Here is a 19,661-nt window from a genome sequence, read left to right as displayed (position 1 = left end):
ACCCGCGAGCCGATCACCCTGCGGCCCAACGGTCCCGAGCGCAGGGCCGCGTGCACCCGTTCCAGCAGCGCCGGGTCCACTCGGTCGGCCGTCCGCCACAGCCCTTGCAGCGCGATCGGCGTGCCGAGCCCGCGGTGGCTACGCAGAAAGATCTCGTCGACGACGCTCAGGCGGCCCATGGGGCTCAGGCGCGAGCGCCGTGCCGGCCCGCACCCGAGGCGAAGCGCGCGGCCCCGTCCAGGGCGCCGCCGGCCAGTGCCGTCAGGCCGTGGCGGAACTCGTTGCGCAGGGCCGACTCCTCGGTCATCCCCTCCTGCTCGAGCAGCGACATCCGGTCCGAGCGCAGGCAGGTCTGCGGCAGCGCGGCCAGTTCCGCGGCCAAGGCCTCCGCGGCGCGGCGGGCTTCGCCGGTGGGCACCACGCGGTTGACCAATCCCATCCGCAGCGCCTCGTCGGCGTCGACCGCGCGTCCGGTGAGCACCAGATCCATGGCTCGCCCCTCGCCCACGATCCGCGGCAACCGGATGGTGCCGCCGTCGATCAGCGGGACGCCCCAGCGGCGGCAGAAGACGCCGAAGGTGCTGTCCTGCTCGGCGACCCGCAGGTCGCACCACAGGGCGAGTTCCAGACCACCGGCCACCGCGAAGCCGGAGACCGCCGCGATCACCGGCTTGGACAGTCGCATCCGGGTCGGGCCCATCGGGCCGTCACCGTCCTCGGCGGCGCGGTTGGAGCGCTCGGTGCCGAGCGCCTTGAGGTCGGCGCCCGCGCAGAACGTGCCGCCGTCGCCCCACAGCACCGCGACCGCCGCATCGGGGTCGGCGTCGAATTCCCGGAAGGCGTCGGCCAGCGCCGCGGCGGTCGGCCCGTCCACCGCGTTGCGCGCTTCGGGGCGGTGCAGGATCACGGTGGTCACGGGGCCGTTGCGTTCGACGAGTACGGTCACGCGCTCGACCATACGCCGTAAAAGCACCCTTGCGTGAAGAAATGAATCCATGATTCACTTCTTGGGTGGCCTACCGCAGAACCCCTGCCGTGCAGGCCCGCCTGGACGCCCAGGCGGGGCTGATCGTGCACGCCGCGACCAAGGTGCTCTCCCGCGGCGGCTACGGCGCGCTGTCCATGGCGGCGGTCGCGGCCGAGGCCGGCGTGGCCACCGGCACCGTCTACAAGAACTTCGACGGCAAGTCCGCCTTGGTGCGGGCGGTGTTCCGGAAAGTGGTCGCCCGCGAGGTCGCCGCCGTGGCCGAGGCGGGTTCGCGCGGAACGGCCGTCGAGCGGGTGACCGCGGCGGTGGAGACCTTCGCGGGCCGCGCGCTGAAGAACCCGAATCTGGCCTTCGTGCTGCTCGCCGAGCCGGTCGACGCCGCCGTGGACAGCGAACGTCTGCGCTTCCGGCGCGCGTTCGCCGAGACCTTCGAATCGGCGGTGGCCGAAGGTATCTCGCGGGGTGAACTGCCCCCGCAGGACCCGAGGATCAGCGCGGCCGCGTTGGTCGGCGCGATCGGCGAGGTGCTGGTGGGCCCACTCGCCGACGCGCCACACGGCGAATCCGTCGTTCCCGAACTCACCGCTTTCGCGATCCGCGCGCTCGGCGTGCGCGACGACCCGGGCGCGCTCGCCGCCCGGCTGGAATCAGGAGTGTCAGATGCAGACGCATGAAGTCTTCAACCAGGTGCCCGACATCGTGCCCTTCGACGCCTCGCGCAATCCGGCGCTGCTCGAGGGCCTGCACCGGGAAGGCGCGGGCTGGGCCGAAGCGGAGGTGCGGGAACTGGGCGCGCTCGCGGGTGGTGCGCAGGCGCAGGAGTGGGGCAGGCTGGCCAACGAATACCCGCCGGTGCTGCGCACCCACGACCGCTACGGCAACCGCGTCGACGAGGTCGAGTTCCACCCGCACTGGCACGACCTGATGCGCGTCGCCGTCGAGCACGGCCTGCACGGCGCACCGTGGCTGGACGACCGCCCGGGCGCGCACACGGCGCGTGCGGCGAAGTTCTACACCTGGGGCGTCGCCGACGCGGGCCACATGTGCCCGATCTCCATGACCTACGCGGTGGTCCCCGCCTTGCGGCACAACCCGGAACTCTCGGCGCGATTCGAGCCGCTGCTCGGCTCCCGCGTCTACGACTTCGGGCTGCGGGAACCGTCCGCCAAGGCCGGGCTCATCGCGGGCATGTCGATGACCGAGAAGCAGGGCGGCTCGGACGTCCGCGCCAACACCACCACCGCGACGCCGCAGCCGGACGGCAGCTACCGGATCGTCGGGCACAAATGGTTCACCTCCGCGCCGATGTCGGACATGTTCCTCACCCTGGCGCAGGCTCCCGGCGGCCTGTCCTGCTTCCTGCTGCCCCGGGTGCTGCCGGACGGCGCCCGCAACCCCATCCGCATCCAGCGGCTCAAGGACAAGCTGGGCAACAAGTCCAACGCCTCGTCGGAGATCGAATACGAGAACGCCATCGGCTGGCTGGTCGGCGCGGAGGGCGCGGGCGTCAAGACCATCATCGAGATGGTGAACATGACCAGGCTCGACTGCGTGATCGGCTCGGCCACCGGCATGCGCGCGGGCGCCGTCTACGCGGTGCACCACGCCAGGCACCGCAAGGCGTTCGGAGCCGCCCTGATCGACCAGCCCGCGATGCGCAATGTGCTGGCCGATCTGGTGATCGAGTCCGACGCCGCGACCACTGTGATGATGCGGCTGGCCGGGGCCACCGACCGGGCAGGCCGGGATCCGGCCGAGGCGGCGCTGCGGCGCATCGCGCTGGCGGTCACCAAGTACTGGGTGTGCAAGCGTGCGCCCGCGCACGCGGCCGAGGCGCTGGAATGCCTGGGCGGCAACGGGTACGCCGAGGAATCCGGCATGCCGCGGCTGTACCGGGAGGCGCCGCTGATGTCCATCTGGGAGGGGTCGGGCAACGTCGCCGCGCTGGACGCGTTGCGCGCCATGGGGCGTCAGCCGGAGACGGTCGAGGCGTACTTCGACGAAGTGTCGCGCGCCAAAGGCGAGAACCCGCGCTTGGACGACGCGATCGCCCGGGTCGGCAAGGAATTGTCGGATCTCGACGACATCGAATACCGCGCAAGGCGCGTCGTCGAGTTGATGGCGCTGGTGCTCCAGGGCGCTCAGCTCGTTCGCCACGGCCACCCCGCCGTCGCCGACGCCTTCTGCGCCACCCGGCTCGGCGACGACTGGGGCATCGCGTTCGGCACGCTGCCCACCGGCCTCGACACGGGCGCGATCGTCGAGCGCGCGTTCGTCTGAGCGCCGTGTGCCCCCGGGGTCGCGTTCGAGTTCACCGGGCGCACAGCGTCGAAGCCGAGACTGAGCTCCGCGCTGTACGGAGGTGATCCGTGCGGCCGATATCGACCGGCAGCCCGGCCAGGCCGGATCGTCTGCCCTGGTCGCGATGGCATTGGAAGATCGTGGTCGCCGTCGTGTGCGGCGTGACCTGCCAGCGGCTTGTCGGGGCCGGGTGTGGTCTGTGGACGGGTGTGAACACCTGCGGCGACGCGTCGTCGGTAGGGCGGTGACAGTAGTGTGGCGGCGGTGGCAGGGGAGTTCGTCGAGAGACCGCTGGGCTGGTTGGTCCGGCGGGTGCGGGAGCGAGCCGGGCGGGGACGGTATCTGCTCGGCATCGCGGGGCCGCCTGGCGCCGGGAAATCCACCTTGTCGGTCGCGCTGCGCGACACGATCAACCGCGAGGCGGGCGGCATGGTCGCCGAGATCGCACCCATGGACGGGTTTCACCTGGGCAACGACCTGCTCCGGGCGACGGGAAGTCTCGCGCGCAAAGGGGAGCCGGACACCTTCGATGTCGATGGTTACGTAGCGGGGCTGCGACGCCTGCGGACCACACCGGTGGGCGAGCCGGTGGCATGGCCCACGTTCGACCGGTCCGTCGACGCCCCGGTGCCCGGCGGCGTGGTGTTCGACCGGCATTCCATCGTCCTCACCGAGGGCAACTATCTGCTGCTCGACGACTTCGGCACGCGCCGATGGTCGGCGGTCCGGGCCCTCCTGGACGAGTGCTGGTACCTGGACGCGGCGCACGACGTGATCGAGAATCGCCTGCTGCGCAGACACATTCGCGGTGGCCGCACACCCGCGGCAGCGCACGACAAGGTGCGCGACAGCGACTTGCGCAACGCGGATCTCGTCGCGGCCACAAAGCAGCGCGCCGACCTCGTGCTGCGCGTGGAGGCGGGAAACTACGCGGTGGCTGTCCCGCCACCGTGATTCAGCGCAGGGTGAGCGAGGTCTCGAACTCGACGCGGGTCGAAGCGGACCACCCTCTCGGCGCCGATGACCGGCCGCAGGGCGGCCTGCTCGACGAGCATCAGCGCCATCGACAGGCTTCCGGCGAGTCGACGTCCTCGGCCACATCCGGTGCGGTGACATCGGCGCGTGCAGCGGCTCACGCGCTCTGCCCGGCCCGATGATGAATCAATGACGGAGAATCGCGCAGGCGGCAGAGTCTCGGGTGCCCTGTTCAATGCGCTGGCCGTGGTGTGCGCTCTCGCGAACCCCGCCCGGCGGGGCCGTCTAGCGCGCTTGCGAACTCAGCGGTGCGCGCGATACCAGCGAATGAGCGAATCCGTGGACGAATCGTCCTGCGGCCGCGGTTCTTCGGCCGCCGTGAGCAGCGGAGCCAAGGCGAGCGCCTGCTGCTTGCCCAGTTCGACACCCCACTGGTCGAAACTGTCGATGCCCCAGATGGTGCCCTCCACGAAGACCTGGTGCTCGTAGAGCGCGATGAGCTGACCGACGACCGACGGGGTGAGCCGCGGCGCGAGAATGGTGGTGGACGGGCGGTTGCCGGGCATCACCTTGTGCGCCACGATCTCGGGATCTGTTCCCTCGGCCGCGATCTCCTCGGCGGTCTTGCCGAACGCGAGCACCTTGGTCTGCGCGAACAGGTTGCTCATCAGGATGTCGTGCATGCTGCCGGTGCCGTCGACGGTGGCCAGATCGTCGGTGGGCTGCGCGAATCCGATGAAATCCGCGGGAATGAGCCGGGTGCCCTGGTGCAGCAGTTGATAGAAGGCGTGCTGCCCGTTGGTGCCCGGTTCGCCCCAGAAGATCTCGCCGGTGGAGGTCGTGACCGGTGTGCCGTCGGCACGGACCGACTTCCCGTTGGACTCCATGGTCAATTGCTGCAAATACGCGGGGAAGCGGGCCAGATCATTCGAATAGGGCAGCACGGCATGGGATTCCGCACCGAAGAAGTTCGAATACCAGACGCCGAGCAGGCCGAGCAGTACCGGAGCGTTCGCCTCCAGCGGCGCCTCGGCGAAATGCCGGTCCACGGCGTGCATGCCCGCGAGGAATTCCGCGAAGCGCTCCTTGCCGATGGTCGCCATCACCGAAAGGCCGATCGCCGAGGCCACCGAGTACCGGCCGCCGACCCAATCCCAGAACCCGAACATGTTCTCGGTGTCGATACCGAATTTCGCGACACGTTCGGCATTGGTGGACACCGCGACGAAGTGCTTGGCCACGGCGTCCTCACCGAGCGCGGCGACCAGCCAGCGCCGGGCCGCGGTCGCGTTCGTGAGCGTCTCCAGGGTGGAGAAGGTCTTGGACGCGACGATGAACAGCGTGGTGGCCGGATCGAGCCCGTTCAGTTTCGCGACCAGATCGGCGGGATCGACGTTCGAGACGAATTCGGCGCCGATACCGGCGTCCTCGTAGTGCCGCAGCGCCTGATGCACCATGACCGGCCCCAGGTCCGACCCGCCGATGCCGATGTTGACCACCGTCGTGATGCGCTCGCCGGTCGCCCCGCGCCACGCGCCGGAGCGCAGCGCGTCGGTGAACTCGCCCATCCGCCGCAGCACCCGGTGCACCTCGGCGCCCGCGTCGACGCCGTCGATGATCATCGTCTCGCCTTCGGGCAGCCGCAGCGCGATGTGGCCGACCGCGCGGTCCTCGGAGGTGTTGATGTGCGCACCCCGGTACATCGCGTCGCGCCGCTCGGGCACCCCCGCCTCGCGCGCCAATTCCACCAGCAGATGGAGGGTTTCCCGGTTCACGCGGTGCTTGCTGTAGTCGATGTGCAGGTCCGCCACCTGGACGGTCAGCTCGCTGCCCCGGGCCGGATCGTCGGCGAAGAACTCCCTGAGGTGTCGTCCGGCGACGGTGCCGTGGTGATCGTGCAGTTTCCGCCATGCCGCCGTCGCGGTGATGTCGCTGCTCACGTTCGCCGAGGGTACAAGCAGGTGCCGCCGCGCGCACGGGTGCCTGCGTGGAGAGTCGGCCGGACCGGCGCGCGTTCGGCGTTTGCGCTTCCGTCGTGAGGCTTAGGCTGGCGTCATGGTGTCCGAACGTGAACTTCTCGAATCCGTACCGAAGCAGTTGTGGATCGCAGGGCGCCCCGTCGACGCCACGGGCGCGGGCACCTTCCCGGTGCACAATCCGGCGACCGGCGAGGTGCTGACGCACGTCGCCGACGCGACGCCGGAGGACGCGATGCGCGCGCTCGACGCGGCCGTCGCGGCCCAAGACGAATGGGCGGCCACGCCAGCCCGCGAGCGCGGGGAGCTCCTGCGCGAGGTGTTCGAACAGATCACCGCCCGCGCGGAGGAGTTCGCCCTGCTGATGACCCTGGAAATGGGCAAGGCGCTGCCGGAGAGCCGCAACGAGGTGCGCTACGGCGCCGAGTTCTTCCGCTGGTTCAGCGAGGAAGCCGCCCGGGTGCACGGGCGCTACCTGCACGCTCCTTCCGGCACCGGCCGGATCGTCGTGCACAAGCAACCGGTAGGCCCTTGCCTGGCGATCACCCCGTGGAACTTCCCGCTCGCCATGGGCACGCGCAAGATCGGCCCCGCGCTGGCCGCGGGCTGCACGATGATCGTCAAGCCCGCCTCGGCGACGCCGCTGACCATGCTGCTGCTGGCGAAGCTGTGCAGCGAGGCGGGGTTGCCCGACGGCGTCCTGTCCGTGCTCACCTCCAGCCACTCCGGCGCGGTGACCCAGCCCCTGCTCGACGATCCCCGGCTGCGCAAGCTCACCTTCACCGGCTCCACCGAGGTGGGCAGGAAGCTGGTGGAGAAATCCGCGAACAGGCTGCTGCGCACCTCGATGGAACTCGGCGGGAACGCGCCGTTCGTGGTGTTCGACGACGCCGACGTCGATGCCGCCGTACAGGGCGCGATGCTGGCGAAACTGCGCAACGGCGGCGAGGCGTGCACCGCCGCCAACCGTTTCCACGTGCACAACAGCGTGCTCGAGGAGTTCACCACCAAGTTGGTCGAGGCGATGGAGAGCAGCGTTCGGCTCGGGCCGGGCGCCGATCCGGACACCACGCTGGGCCCGCTGATCAACGAGGAGCAACTGCGTGCGGTCGGCGAGTTGGTGGACGACGCCGTGGAGAAGGGCGCGCGGGTGCTGATCGGCGGCAAGGCGCCCGACGGCCCCGGCTGGTTCTATCCGGCGACGGTCCTGCGCGACGTCCCGCCGCAGGCCAGGATCCTGCGCGAGGAGGTGTTCGGCCCGGTCGCCCCGATCGTCGGCTTCGACACCGAGGAGCAGGGGCTGGCCGCCGCCAACGACACGGAATTCGGACTGGTCAGCTACGTCTACACCCGCGACCTCGACCGTGCCCTGCGGATTGCCGAGGGCCTGGAATCCGGCATGGTCGGCGTCAACCGCGGCGTCATCTCCGACCCCGCTGCTCCTTTCGGCGGCGTCAAGGAGTCCGGCTTCGGCAGGGAGGGCGGCACGGAGGGGATCGAGGAGTACCTGTCCACCAAGTACATCGCGCTGACATGAGAGAGTGCCGCGGGTTCCGCATTCCGGAAGGCGATCGCTCGCGGCACCCGAGAGTCCGCGGGGAACGCGGGCACCTGTCCGGTTCTGCGCTGAGCGCGACTGCCCCCACCCCCATGCTTTCGGGGGGCGACTGCGTCGATCATTCACATTAGCCTCGACTCGGGTTTCGATGAGGGTCGAAGGGCTGATCATGAGAAGGTGCGGGCGCCGGTGATGCCCGATTGAGCAACGGCATTATCAGAGTCTTCTTTCAGGCCGTAGACGATTTGAAACGGCTGACCAGGAGGGGAGCCGAGGGCGTCGCCGATATGAAAACAGGCGCGGCCCGCGCTTCCCGGCACGTCGCCGACGTGCACACGCACGGCGACGCCGACGGTGCTCTCGCGATCCGACGTCGATGGTCCTCGGCTGGCGGCGATGCCGATACCAGCCGGGATTTGTGCCCCCCGCCGCCGGACCGAGCGTCGTTGGACCGGGCCGGACAGCGACTCGACGCCGAATTGCGTCGACGTTTCGGCGAGAAGGGACCGACCGACGATGAATGGTCCGACTTCATGGCCCACCGTCGGCTGTCCCGGGTGGAGCAATACGCCATCATCGACGGGAGAATCGAGAAATCAGCGGCTTCTCTCGGCCGGGACAGCGCCGAGTTACGTGAGCAGATGCGGCGAGAGCTGAAGGAAGCGCTCGACGGGAAACCCCTCGCTATCCGGGTCCGCGACGAGGAACTCGTGGCCATCCTCGGGGAAGGGCGAATCAGGGGCGCTCGCAACCCCGTCGGCGATCGCGCCCATGCCGAAGAAGAGTGGTTCGGCCCGCACGTCCACGACAACCCACCCGTCTACGGCTACGTTGCCGTGGACGGAGTGCGCCCATCACAAGACGGCATGATCGATGCGTTGTCGGAGCTGAACTACGGCGACAATCAGATCTATCTGAAGCCGGAGGTCCGGTCACGAACGACCATCACGTTCGGTGACTCGCTGGTGGAGAGGGACCTGGCGATACCCTCCCCCGTGGACAACCCGTCGGAATACTCCTATGGCGCCGGAGTGAACGGCATCGCTCCGATCGGCCGCGACTATCTCGGAGCAGACTTTCGCGTCAACCATTTCATCGAAGCCCAGATGTTCGATCTGACGACCGCGGACATAGATTTCATCGGGTTGCACCACCCACCCGGTGCAGCCGTGCGAGAGGCGTTGGATCAATCCGGAATAGATTGGCGTGTGCTGGACAATCGCACGATCGCGGCGGAGGGCAGCCCCGCGGAACGAGCGGCCGCGATCGAACGGACGAGTCAAGACCTAGAGCATCTTCGCCATGTGCATCCCGTTATGCGCTCGCATGCCGAACCGCTCGAAGCCGAGCTGAGGGCCGACCTGCGGGCACTGAACGATTCCGCCGCAGGTGATGGACCGGCCGTGGATCCCGGATAGCGTCGGTGGGGCACCATCCACCGAGCCGACGATCTGGAACCTTCCGCCCCGGGTGGTAGGCGGCCTGGGCGGACATGAGGCGACCGCCCCGGGGTGCATGGACACCCGGGGCGGCCAGGGGAAGCGACGGTCCGGCGAGCGCGCCGCGTGTTCTCAGTTCAGTGGCCGAGACGACCGCGGCCGAGGCGAAGCAGCAGCATGGCGAGGGTGTGGCCTTCCTGGCCGAGCTCGCTGAAACGCTCCAGCACCTTCATCTCGCGACTGTGCACAAGGCGCGGCCCGCCCGACGCCATGCGCGTCCGGCCGATGATCCGGGAGATCTCCGTGCGGCGCTTGATCGCGGCCAGGATCTCGGCGTCGAGACGATCGATCTCCTTGCGGAGCTTGTCGATCTCGGCCTCGGTCTGCGGCAGCGCCGATTCGGACCCGGTCGTCGTGGCAGGGGTGCTCATCATTCATCTCCTCGTGTCAGAACATGGATCGGCGCGTGCTCGCGGCTCGTTACCGATCGGTTCTTTCACCGTGAAACAGACCTGGTGGGGCCTCGTATTGTCCCCCCAGAAAGGTGTGCTCAGGTACAGGCTCCGCGATCCCGGCGTTCGGCTGGCAGCCGAATCGGATGTCTGGCGAAAGCGCTGAGCATGTCGCCAGTGTGCCACGGGCTGGGGGGTATGCAAAACATATACGTTTGGGAATCGCGCGAGATTCGCAGGTTGTTTCACCCGCCCTTCCCACCACCGGGAGTTCACTCGCCGTTCAGCCATCCGGCGCCGAACCGATACCGATCTCACCCGGGGCTTCATCTGTGTCGGTGGCCGCCGGTAGCGTGGATGGACGATGGACATCACGGTGGCTCCCAAGACGCAGGCCGGTCGGATCGTGCACCCGGATCCGGCATCGAAACCGCAGTTCGCCGGCGGTAACGCGGCGGAGGGGTCGCAGCCCGCCGCCGTCGGCGCGGCGCCGCCGACCGACGCGGAGCGCGAGCGGCAGCGCGCCGAGCGGGAACAGCGGCGCGCCGAAGAGGCCGAGCGGCTGCTCGACGGCCTGAATCCGCCGCAGCGCGCGGCGGTCGTGCACACCGGATCTCCGCTGCTGATCGTGGCGGGCGCGGGTTCGGGCAAGACGGCGGTGCTCACCCGCCGCATCGCCTACCTGCTGGCCGCCCGTGGCGTCACGCCGGGCCAGGTGCTGGCCATCACGTTCACCAACAAAGCCGCCGCGGAGATGCGGGAGCGGGTGACCGGACTGGTCGGCCCGCGGGCGAACGCCATGTGGGTGTCGACGTTCCACTCCAGTTGCGTCCGCATCCTGCGCACCCAGGCGGCGCTGCTGTCCGGGCTGAACTCCAACTTCTCGATCTACGACGCGGACGATTCGCGGCGCCTGCTCACCATGATCAGCCGCGACCTCGACATCGACACCAAGAAGTACTCCGCGCGCCTGCTGGCGACGGCGATCTCCAATCTGAAGAACGAACTCATCGATCCGGCACGCGCCACCGCCGATGCGGAATCCGACGACACCGAGCTGCCCGGCCTGGTCGCGCGGGTCTACACCGAATACCAGCGCAGGCTGCGCTCGGCGAACGCGCTGGACTTCGACGACCTCATCGGTGAGACGGTGGCGTTGCTCCAGAATCACCCGCAGGTCGCCGAGTACTACCGCCGCCGGTTCCGGCACGTGCTGGTGGACGAGTACCAGGACACCAACCACGCGCAGTACGTCCTGGTCCGCGAGCTGGTCGGCCACCATGTGGAAGACGGCGCCGAGGACCGGGTACCGCCGAGCGAACTGTGCGTCGTCGGCGACGCCGACCAGTCCATCTACGCCTTCCGTGGCGCGACGATCCGCAATATCGAGGAGTTCGAGCGCGACTTCCCCGACGCCGAAACCATTCTGCTGGAGCAGAACTACCGCTCCACCCAGCACATCCTCTCCGCCGCCAACGCGGTGATCTCGCGCAACGAGAACCGGCGCGAGAAGAAGCTGTGGACCGACTCCGGCGAGGGCGATCTGATCACCGGCTACGTCGCCGACAACGAACACGACGAGGCGTCGTTCGTCGCGCGCGAGATCGACCGGCTGGTCGACCAGGGCGAGGCCAACTACGGCGACGTCGCCGTGTTCTACCGCACCAACAACAACTCCCGCGCGCTGGAAGAGATCTTCATCCGGATGGGCCTGCCCTACAAGGTGGTCGGCGGTGTCCGCTTCTACGAGCGCAAAGAGGTGCGCGACATCGTCGCCTACCTGCGGGTGCTGGAGAACCCGGAGGACGCGGTGAGCATGCGCCGCATCCTGAACACACCGCGCCGCGGCATCGGTGACCGCGCCGAAGCCTGCGTGGCGGTCCATGCCGAACAGCGCGGCATCGGTTTCGCCGCCGCGCTGCGCGACGCCGCGGAAGGCAAGGTGGCGCTGCTGAACACGCGCGCGCAGCGAGCCATCGCGGGCTTCCTGGAGCTGCTCGACGATATCCGGGCCGCAGGCGAACGCGCGGAGTCCGATTTCCCCGATGTCGGCAACGTCGTCGAAGCGGTGCTCGAGCGCACCGGTTATCGCGCCGAACTGGAGGCCTCCGACGACCCCCAGGACGGCGCCCGGCTGGACAACCTCAACGAGCTGGTCAGCGTCGCACGGGAGTTCAGCTCGGAGGCGCAGAACAACGCGGAGGCGGCCCGGCAGGAGGGGCTGCTGCCCGAGGTGGGCGAAGGGGAGCCGGATCCCGGTTCGCTCGCCGCGTTCCTCGAGCGGGTCTCGCTGGTGGCCGACACCGACCAGATCCCGGACGAGGGTTCCGGCGTGGTCACGATGATGACGCTGCACACCGCCAAAGGCCTGGAATTCCCGGTGGTGTTCGTGACCGGTTGGGAGGATGGGCAGTTCCCGCACATGCGGGCGCTCGGCGATCCGACCGAGCTGGCCGAGGAACGGCGCCTCGCCTACGTGGGCATCACCAGGGCCCGGCAGCGCCTGTACCTGACGCGGGCGGTGGTGCGGTCCGGCTGGGGGCAGCCGGTGTCGAACCCGGAATCGCGTTTCCTGCAGGAGATCCCCGGCCACCTCATCGACTGGCGCAGGCTCGAGCCCGCCGGATCGCCCGGAACGAGGGGTATGCGGCGTCGCGGCGGTGACGACGACGGGCTGGAACGGGATTGGACGCGCGGCGACGGGTGGTCGGAGCCACGGCCCGGCTTGCGCGATCGCGGCCCGCGCAGGCCCGCTCCCGGCGGCGCGACCCGCAACAACACGAACTTGGTGCTCGCCGTGGGCGATCGGGTCAGTGACGACAAATACGGTCTCGGCCGGGTGATCGCCGCGGAGGGCTTCGGGCCGCTTGCCACGGTGACCATCGACTTCGGCACCGCGGGCAAGATCCGGTTGATCCCGCAGTACAGCCGGACGCTGGTCAAGCTCTGAGCTACCGGGGTCGGGCCTTCGGACCCTGCCGAGCGGACGCGTTCCGCCGGTAAGGTCCGCGCTATGGACACGGTCGCGCAGCACATCCTGTGGTTTCTGCCCATGCTGTGGCTCGGCATGGTGCTGGCCATCTCGTTCCTGGAAGCGCCGCTGAAGTTCCGTGCCCCCGGCGTCACGCTGCCGCTGGGACTCGGCATCGGCCGCTTGGTGTTCCGTGCGCTGAACGCCGCGGAGGCCGTGCTCGCCGTGCTGCTGGTGGTCGCCGCACTGATCACCGGCCCCGGCAAGGCCACCTGGTTGTGGCTCGGCGTGGCCGTGGTGTTGCTGGCCGTCCAGATCCTCGTGGTGCGCCCGCCGCTGTCCCGCCGCGCCGATCGCGTGCTGGCGGGCGAGGATCTGCCGCGCTCGCATGCGCACTACTGGTACATCGGCCTGGAGGTCGCCAAGGCAGTCGCGTTGCTCGGTCTCGCGATCGCGGCCGCACCCTAGGCGCGGCCGGCCCTCATCGACCGTGACGTGGCGAACCCGACTGCTCCGCGTCAGCCCGCGGCTGAACCCTGTTTCGTTGGCGACCTTTCCAGCCGGTTGGACGCGGCGTGCATCCACAGCTGCCTCGGCGCCGCCCTCGCACGCTTGGAAGGCCGGATCGCCTTGGACGCGATGCTCGACTTCATGCCCGAATACGAGGTGGACAGAGCGGGTTTGCGGAAGGCGACGCAAACCAGCGTCGCGGGCTGGACCAACGTGCCGGTACGCGTGCGGAACTGATCCGGACCGCAGCGGCAACGCGTTCAGCGCTCCTCCCGTGAGGTGTCCTGCTTCATACGCCCGGCCTCGATGAGCGTCCGCCGGGCCGCCGCCTTACGCGGGCACTGGTCCGCGCGACATTCCCTGTGCCGCTGCATCGTCTGGTGCGCTTCGGAAACGCTCAGCGGGTGCTCGGGAGCTTCATGCGGCCAGCCGGCAGGCCACAGCCCGGGGTCGGGCCGCTCGGTGCGAATCCGTTCGCGTTCGCGCTCGGCACGCCACTCGGCGGCTACCCGGTCGATGATCGCTTGCGCCGACATATCGTCCGGCTCGGCGTCTCGCCACCAGTTGAACCCCATCGCGTTTCACCCCTGCTCTCGCTCGTCCTCTGGGCGCACGCCACCCGGCGGGGTGTGATCACCGGGGGCCGCTCACGGCTCGCGGTGCGTCCGGTTCCAGACGGGAGCAGACGCGCCCGCCGGGTGGGTGCGGCTGCAAGCGTCGCGCGGAAAACATCGCTCTGGACTGGTAAAACGGCTACAGCACGTCTACCGATCCGCCTACGATTCACCCATGGGGACGGACGGGGGGTTGCCTCCTGACATCGGGGAACGTTTGCGAGCCGCCAGGCAGGCGGCGGGGCTCTCACTGGCCGAACTGGCGGCGCGAATACCGTTCTCGCGCAGCTACTTGGGGCATGTCGAGACGGGGACGCGCGTCGCCTCGGCCGATGTGGTCGCGGCATACAGCCGCGCGTGCGGCGAAGTGACATGCGACCCTGTCACACTGGTCAGTATGTTGGGCCGAGCGGATGTGGACCGGCGCTCGTTCCTGCGCACGTCCGCCTACAGCGCGGCGCTTTCGGCGACCGCGCTGGTGTCGCAATCGGACATGGCCCGCTTGGTGCGAGTCGATGACTCGGCGCACGTCGGCATGCCGGAAGTGCGCGCCGTTCAGGGGATCACGGACGCTTTCTTGCGCTTGGACGAGGTCAAGGGCGGCGGTATCGGCCGGACCGCAGTCGCCGAATTTTTGAGCACCGATGTCGCGTCACTGCTGCGTTCACGGTTCGCCGATTCGACGGTCCGCTCCGCCGCGTTCAGCTCCGCCGCCGAGCTGGCGTATCTGGCGGGTTTCAAAGCGCACGACGCGGGGGAGGACGGAATCGCGCAGCGGTATTTCCTCTCGGCGCTGCGGCTCGCGCAGGAAGGTCAGGTGCCGGGTCAGGACGCCTGGGTCTTGCGCATCCTCGCCATGCAAGGAACCGACATCGGCCAACCGAGATTCAGTGCCGCACTCGCGGAAGCGGCCCTAGCCCGGGGACGAGGCCGGTTCGGACCGGATGCGACAGCGTTGCTCACGATCGCGGTCGCCCGCTGCCATGCCGAAAACGGCGACCACAAGAAGGCGCTGGCCACCCTGCGGACCGCAGAACCGCACATAACCCCCGAGCTGACCAGCGAACAACCGCGTTGGGTGTCGATGTGGTGCCCCAACAAGGGCACGGTTGTCGACCAAACCGCGAAAACTTTTCTCTCTTTGGGTGATCTCGCCAATGCCGAACGCCATTACGAACTGGGCACCAGCATCTGGAATCCCGAGACGCACGCTCGCGTATGGGCGCTCAGCGCAGCCGAAACCGGCCTACTCCGCTGGAAAATCGGCAGACATACGGAAGCCGCCGACATATGGCGCACCGCCTTACCTGCCCTGCGCGCCATCAACTCCGCACGCACCACCACCGCCTTGCGCAAGATCCGCCGCAAGGCGCCCGAATTATTCACCGACACCGCCCCGGCCGGCACCCCGTCCTGTGAGGTGTTGCGACCGAGTGGGAACGCGCCGACCTGACCGCTGGATCAAGATTCTTCCGCTGCGGCAGGATTCACACGCCCGCAGCAGTCGCCCAGCGCGGGCGATACAGACCTGAGCCGCCGTTCGACGTCGGCCGACCAAGCGGCACGTCGAACGCGCCCCGTAGCCGCGCCGTTCAGTCGCGCTGCGGGCCCAAGCTGATGCCGCGGGTCGCCAGCCAGGGCAGCGGGTCGACCTTGTCGACGCCGTTCAGCCAGACCTCGAAGTGGCAGTGCGGGCCGGTGGAGAAGCCGCGGTTGCCGATGGTGGCGATCTGGTCTCCGGCGAGCACGCGCTGGCCCTGCGACACCGTGGCGGTGTCGATGTGGCCGTAGATGGTGACGGTGCCGTCGTCGTGCAGCAGGCGGACCCACATGCCGAAGCCCGACGCGGGACCGGCTTCGAGCACGGTGCCGTCGGCGACGGCGTAGATCGGGGTGCCGATCGGGCCCGCGATGTCGATGCCCAGATGCTGCACACCCCAGCGGGCGCCGAAGCCGGAGGTGAACGTGCCCGCGGCGAACTTGGTGAAGAGCGGGCGAAGTTTCGCGGACTCCTGGGCGGCGAGGTCCTCGGCGTACTTCTGGCCCTTTTGCAGGATGTCGTTGAACTGGTCGAGGTGGGCGGGCGAGGAGACGTTCAGCACCTGGGGGGAGTCCGGCGCCGCCGTCGGATCGGCCATGTTCATCGACTGCGCGGCGATCTCGTGGATCTGCCCCGCGGCTTCGTAGTCGACCGCCTGCGACGGCTGTTCGGGCGAGGCGAACGCGGCCTGCCCGGCCGCGACGACCGCGCCCGCGGCGACGGCGGCGACCGCGGCCCGACCCTTGAGAGCTGCGGGCGGCGCCGCTACCCGGTGCGCGCCACCGCGCTTGTTCGCGGAGCGGCCCCCGCGGATGACGGTCGGCAGGACGGGTGCGCTCGGCTCCTCGTCGGCCTCGGCCTCGGGGGTCTCGGTCGCCCAGGATTCCTCGGGGGCCCAGCAGCCGGTGTCGGACACCCAGGACTTCTCGTCGGGCGTCCAGGGCTCCTGCTCGGCCCACGCGTCGCCGGAGTTCCAGGCGCCGCCGTCGGACCAGGAGTTCTGCTGTGCCCAATTCTGTTGCGACCACGCGCTGTTGGTGTCCCAGGCGTTGTCGTAGGCCGCGTTCTCATAGGCCGGCTGGTCGTAGCCCGAATCGTGAGCGGGCTCGGCCGCGAAGCCGTAATCGCCACCGGCGGGACGGAAGTCGTATTCCGCCTGCGGCGCTGCCTCGTACCCGGCGTGATGCTGGTCGAACGAGGGGCCTGCGTGGCGGGCCGCCGGAGCGAAGGGCTCGTCGTCGGGGCGATAACGATGTCCCGACCGCAAGCGATCATCGGAAGCGAAGGTGGAGCTGTGGTTCATCGGCGGTGCCACATCGTGAAGCGGATGGAACTCGGATGCCGCTTGACCAGCGGCGTCGATCGGTCGAATGCGGAGCGGCTCTCCGTCTGCGGAGTGCTGTGCTGCGTCAAGCTTGCCGTCCTCCTAGTCGTGACCGTGTTGTGACATCGACCGCAATGACGGTAACGAAACGATGTCGTGCCCACAAGCGGTGTGCGCGGTCCGTGACAAACATGTGAGATTCATCACCCTAACCCCACGGAATATCTCACTGCTGTATGGGCACTCCGGAGAGGTCGTTCAACGACGATTCGTAGTAGATCGTGGTTCGCTCCCGGGTTCGCCCGCTCTACCTGGCGCGGTGCCAGCAACCTACTCGCGAGTAGCGTTGGCCAGCGGTTTTGCCGCCCTTGGCACCACTCCGTGACCTGCGCCACTTAGGATGAACGTGGCCGATTGGCCCTCCATGTGACTGATTAGAGTCCGACCCGACCCGCTTCCGACGTCGGGCCGCCAACAAAGACGTTGTCATCACAACGCAGACGAGACGGTGAGTACATGGATCTCTTCGAATATCAGGCGAAGGAGCTCTTCGTTAAGCACGGAGTGCCTTCGTCCGAGGGCCGCGTCACGGACACGGCCGAGGACGCCCGCGCCATCGCGGCGGAAATCGGCAAGCCGGTGATGATCAAGGCCCAGGTGAAGGCCGGTGGCCGCGGCAAGGCCGGTGGCGTGAAGTACGCCGCCACCCCGGATGACGCGCTGACGCACGCGCAGAACATCATCGGCCTGGACATCAAGGGCCACATCACCAAGAAGATCCTGGTGGCCGAGGCCAAGGACATCGCGGAGGAGTACTACATCTCCTTCCTGCTGGACCGCGCCAACCGGACCTACCTGGCCATGTGCTCGGTCGAGGGCGGCATGGAGATCGAAGAGGTCGCCGCCACCAAGCCGGAGCGGCTGGCGAAGGTTCCCGTCGACGCGGTCAAGGGCGTCGACCTGGCGTTCGCGCGTTCGATCGCCGAGCAGGGCCACCTGCCCGCCGACGTGCTGGACGCCGCGGCCGTGACCATCCAGAAGCTGTGGGAGGTGTTCGTCGCCGAGGACGCCACCCTGGTGGAGGTCAACCCGCTGGTGCGCACCCCGCAGGACGAGATCCTCGCGCTGGACGGCAAGGTCACCCTCGACGAGAACGCCGGATTCCGCCACCCGGAGCACGAGGCGTTCGCCGACCGGGACGCGACCGACCCGCTCGAGCTCAAGGCCAAGGAGAACGACCTCAACTACGTCAAGCTCGACGGTGAGGTCGGCATCATCGGCAACGGCGCGGGTCTGGTCATGTCGACCCTCGACGTCGTCGCCTACGCGGGCGAGGGCCACGGCGGCGTGAAGCCGGCCAACTTCCTGGACATCGGCGGTGGCGCCTCGGCCGAGGTGATGGCCGCCGGTCTCGACGTCATCCTGAACGACGAGCAGGTCAAGAGCGTGTTCGTCAACGTGTTCGGCGGCATCACCGCGTGTGACGCGGTCGCCAACGGCATCGTGAAGGCGCTGGAGATCCTGGGCGACAACGCGAACAAGCCGCTGGTGGTCCGCCTCGACGGCAACCGGGTGGACGAGGGTCGCCAGATCCTCGTCGATGCCGCGCACCCGCTGGTGACGCTGGCGCAGACAATGGACGAAGGCGCCGACAAGGCCGCCGAACTGGCAGCCGCCCGATAACGACGGCCGAGTAAGGACGAAAAGAATGTCTATCTTCCTGAACAAGGATTCCAAGGTCATCGTCCAGGGCATCACCGGCGGCGAGGGCACCAAGCACACCGCGCTGATGCTGAAGGCGGGCACCCAGATCGTCGGCGGTGTGAACGCGCGCAAGGCGGGCACCACCGTCGCGCACACCGACTCCGGCGGCAACGCGGTCGAGCTGCCGGTTTTCGGCACCGTCGCCGAGGCCATCAAGGAGACCGGCGCCGACGTGTCCATCGCGTTCGTGCCGCCGAAGTTCGCCAAGGACGCCATCATCGAGGCCATCGACGCGGAGATCCCGCTGCTGGTGGTCATCACCGAGGGCATCCCGGTGCAGGACACCGCCTACGCGTGGGCCTACAACGTGGAGAAGGGCGCCAAGACCCGGATCATCGGCCCGAACTGCCCCGGCATCATCACCCCCGGCGAGTCGCTGGTCGGCATCACCCCCGCCAACATCACCGGCAAGGGCCCGATCGGCCTGGTCTCCAAGTCCGGCACCCTGACCTACCAGATGATGTACGAGCTGCGCGACTTCGGCTTCTCGACCTCCATCGGCATCGGCGGCGACCCGGTCATCGGCACCACCCACATCGACGCCATCGAGGCGTTCGAGAAGGACCCGGAGACCAAGCTGATCGTGATGATCGGCGAGATCGGCGGCGACGCCGAGGAGCGGGCCGCGGCCTACATCAAGGCCAACGTCACCAAGCCGGTCGTCGGCTACGTGGCGGGCTTCACCGCCCCCGAGGGCAAGACGATGGGCCACGCGGGCGCCATCGTGTCCGGCTCGTCGGGCACCGCCCAGGCGAAGAAGGACGCGCTGGAGGCCGCGGGCGTGAAGGTCGGCAAGACGCCGTCCGAGACCGCCGCGCTGGCTCGCGAGATCCTGGAGAAGGCCAGCATCACCGCCTGATCTCCCCCCGCGCACGAAGGCCGCCTCCGAATTCGGGGGGCGGCCTTCGTCATGTGTGGCGGCGGGCTCTGGCTTGGGCAGTAGCCGAGCATCCGGACCCGCCACGCGCGGAACTGTTCGATGTGCGGGGGTTCCGTCGTCCCCTTGTCTGTTCACACGAGGCAGCCGGATGGATGGTTCATCGACCTGTCACCGGAAATTCCCCGCTATTGAGAACCCCCGTGGTGTGAAAAGCGCCATCGCGGGCAACAGTTTCAAGGAGCGGTAGGTGGTCTCGCTAGGTGCTTCGCGCCGGACATGTGCCGCGACCTGCCGGGATACGGGCGGACTCGCCCATTCCGGCCGTCGCGGCGGGGTGACCGGGGCGAGACAGTGCAGTAGCGTCAGAAG

Annotated in this window: 16 protein-coding genes and 1 pseudogene; 11 read left to right on the top strand and 6 right to left on the bottom strand. The window is 68.7% G+C overall.

Annotated features, from left to right (window positions below):
- Positions 1–184: 184 nt before the first annotated feature.
- Positions 185–958: a crotonase/enoyl-CoA hydratase family protein gene (locus NG1_RS32555; protein WP_062977354.1), complete on the bottom strand. Its 774-nt coding sequence runs from the start codon at positions 956–958 to the stop codon at positions 185–187.
- A gap of 53 nt (positions 959–1,011) precedes the next feature.
- On the opposite strand from NG1_RS32555, the gene NG1_RS32550 reads away from it, so the two are divergent.
- The 3 genes from NG1_RS32550 (at position 1,012) to NG1_RS32540 (ending at position 4,243) form a co-directional block, all read left to right on the top strand.
- Entirely contained in the window at positions 1,012–1,662 is a 651-nt protein-coding gene (locus NG1_RS32550) for a TetR/AcrR family transcriptional regulator (RefSeq protein ID WP_062977352.1), read from the top strand.
- Positions 1,649–3,268: an acyl-CoA dehydrogenase family protein gene (locus NG1_RS32545; RefSeq protein ID WP_062977350.1), complete on the top strand. Its 1,620-nt coding sequence runs from the start codon at positions 1,649–1,651 to the stop codon at positions 3,266–3,268. The genes NG1_RS32550 and NG1_RS32545 overlap by 14 nt, the downstream gene beginning before the upstream one ends.
- A 285-nt stretch (positions 3,269–3,553) precedes the next feature.
- Positions 3,554–4,243 (top strand): nucleoside/nucleotide kinase family protein, encoded by a 690-nt coding sequence (locus NG1_RS32540; RefSeq protein WP_084499364.1) that lies wholly within the window; start codon positions 3,554–3,556, stop codon positions 4,241–4,243.
- Between the two features lie 323 nt (positions 4,244–4,566).
- Here the strand turns inward: NG1_RS32540 and pgi are convergent, their stop codons facing one another.
- A complete protein-coding gene (pgi, locus tag NG1_RS32535) occupies positions 4,567–6,204 on the bottom strand; it encodes a glucose-6-phosphate isomerase (RefSeq protein ID WP_062977344.1) in 1,638 nt (545 codons plus the stop codon).
- A gap of 115 nt (positions 6,205–6,319) precedes the next feature.
- On the opposite strand from pgi, the gene NG1_RS32530 reads away from it, so the two are divergent.
- Positions 6,320–7,777 carry an NAD-dependent succinate-semialdehyde dehydrogenase gene (locus tag NG1_RS32530; RefSeq protein WP_062977342.1) on the top strand — a complete coding sequence of 486 codons (1,458 nt, stop codon included), beginning with the start codon at positions 6,320–6,322 and terminating at the stop codon, positions 7,775–7,777.
- A gap of 188 nt (positions 7,778–7,965) precedes the next feature.
- On the opposite strand, the gene NG1_RS37245 is transcribed toward NG1_RS32530, so the two are convergent.
- Positions 7,966–8,340: a hypothetical protein gene (locus NG1_RS37245; protein ID WP_157114375.1), complete on the bottom strand. Its 375-nt coding sequence runs from the start codon at positions 8,338–8,340 to the stop codon at positions 7,966–7,968.
- Here NG1_RS37245 and NG1_RS32525 point away from each other — a divergent pair.
- Entirely contained in the window at positions 8,332–9,216 is an 885-nt protein-coding gene (locus tag NG1_RS32525; protein ID WP_157114374.1) for a hypothetical protein, read from the top strand. The two genes, NG1_RS37245 and NG1_RS32525, sit on opposite strands and share 9 nt — an antisense overlap.
- Positions 9,217–9,374: 158 nt before the next feature.
- On the opposite strand, the gene NG1_RS32520 is transcribed toward NG1_RS32525, so the two are convergent.
- Positions 9,375–9,668, bottom strand: a complete 294-nt coding sequence (locus NG1_RS32520) for a chorismate mutase (protein ID WP_062977356.1) — start codon at positions 9,666–9,668, stop codon at positions 9,375–9,377.
- Positions 9,669–10,053: 385 nt separating this feature from the next.
- Between NG1_RS32520 and pcrA the strand changes: the two genes are divergently transcribed.
- The 3 genes and pseudogenes from pcrA to NG1_RS32505 all read left to right on the top strand — a co-directional run.
- Positions 10,054–12,639, top strand: a complete 2,586-nt coding sequence (pcrA, locus tag NG1_RS32515) for a DNA helicase PcrA (protein WP_062977335.1) — start codon at positions 10,054–10,056, stop codon at positions 12,637–12,639.
- 63 nt (positions 12,640–12,702) lie between these two features.
- On the top strand, positions 12,703–13,128 hold the full coding sequence (locus NG1_RS32510; RefSeq protein WP_062977333.1) for a hypothetical protein: 426 nt from the start codon (positions 12,703–12,705) through the stop codon (positions 13,126–13,128).
- 111 nt (positions 13,129–13,239) lie between these two features.
- Positions 13,240–13,407: pseudogene (locus tag NG1_RS32505) on the top strand (cytochrome P450); the annotation flags it as partial.
- Between the two features lie 23 nt (positions 13,408–13,430).
- Here the strand turns inward: NG1_RS32505 and NG1_RS32500 are convergent.
- The gene (locus NG1_RS32500) at positions 13,431–13,745 is read right to left on the bottom strand and encodes a hypothetical protein (protein WP_062977327.1); all 315 of its coding nucleotides are present in this window, start codon (positions 13,743–13,745) and stop codon (positions 13,431–13,433) included.
- A gap of 214 nt (positions 13,746–13,959) precedes the next feature.
- Between NG1_RS32500 and NG1_RS32495 the strand changes: the two genes are divergently transcribed.
- Positions 13,960–15,237: a helix-turn-helix domain-containing protein gene (locus tag NG1_RS32495; RefSeq protein WP_062977325.1), complete on the top strand. Its 1,278-nt coding sequence runs from the start codon at positions 13,960–13,962 to the stop codon at positions 15,235–15,237.
- Between the two features lie 139 nt (positions 15,238–15,376).
- Here NG1_RS32495 and NG1_RS32490 read toward each other — a convergent pair whose 3' ends face one another.
- Positions 15,377–16,627 carry a M23 family metallopeptidase gene (locus tag NG1_RS32490; RefSeq protein ID WP_062977322.1) on the bottom strand — a complete coding sequence of 417 codons (1,251 nt, stop codon included), beginning with the start codon at positions 16,625–16,627 and terminating at the stop codon, positions 15,377–15,379.
- Positions 16,628–17,164: 537 nt separating this feature from the next.
- Between NG1_RS32490 and sucC the strand changes: the two genes are divergently transcribed.
- Both sucC and sucD read left to right on the top strand, forming a co-directional pair.
- A complete protein-coding gene (gene sucC, locus NG1_RS32485) occupies positions 17,165–18,331 on the top strand; it encodes an ADP-forming succinate--CoA ligase subunit beta (RefSeq protein ID WP_062977321.1) in 1,167 nt (388 codons plus the stop codon).
- A gap of 25 nt (positions 18,332–18,356) precedes the next feature.
- Positions 18,357–19,271, top strand: coding sequence for a succinate--CoA ligase subunit alpha (gene sucD / locus NG1_RS32480; RefSeq protein WP_062977319.1), 915 nt, complete (start codon positions 18,357–18,359; stop codon positions 19,269–19,271).
- The last annotated feature ends 390 nt before the right edge of the window (positions 19,272–19,661 follow it).

Origin of the sequence: Nocardia gamkensis NBRC 108242 (assembly GCF_001612985.1) — a bacterium.
Lineage (GTDB): Bacteria > Actinomycetota > Actinomycetes > Mycobacteriales > Mycobacteriaceae > Nocardia > Nocardia gamkensis.
This window is presented reverse-complemented; position numbering and strand designations above follow the sequence as displayed.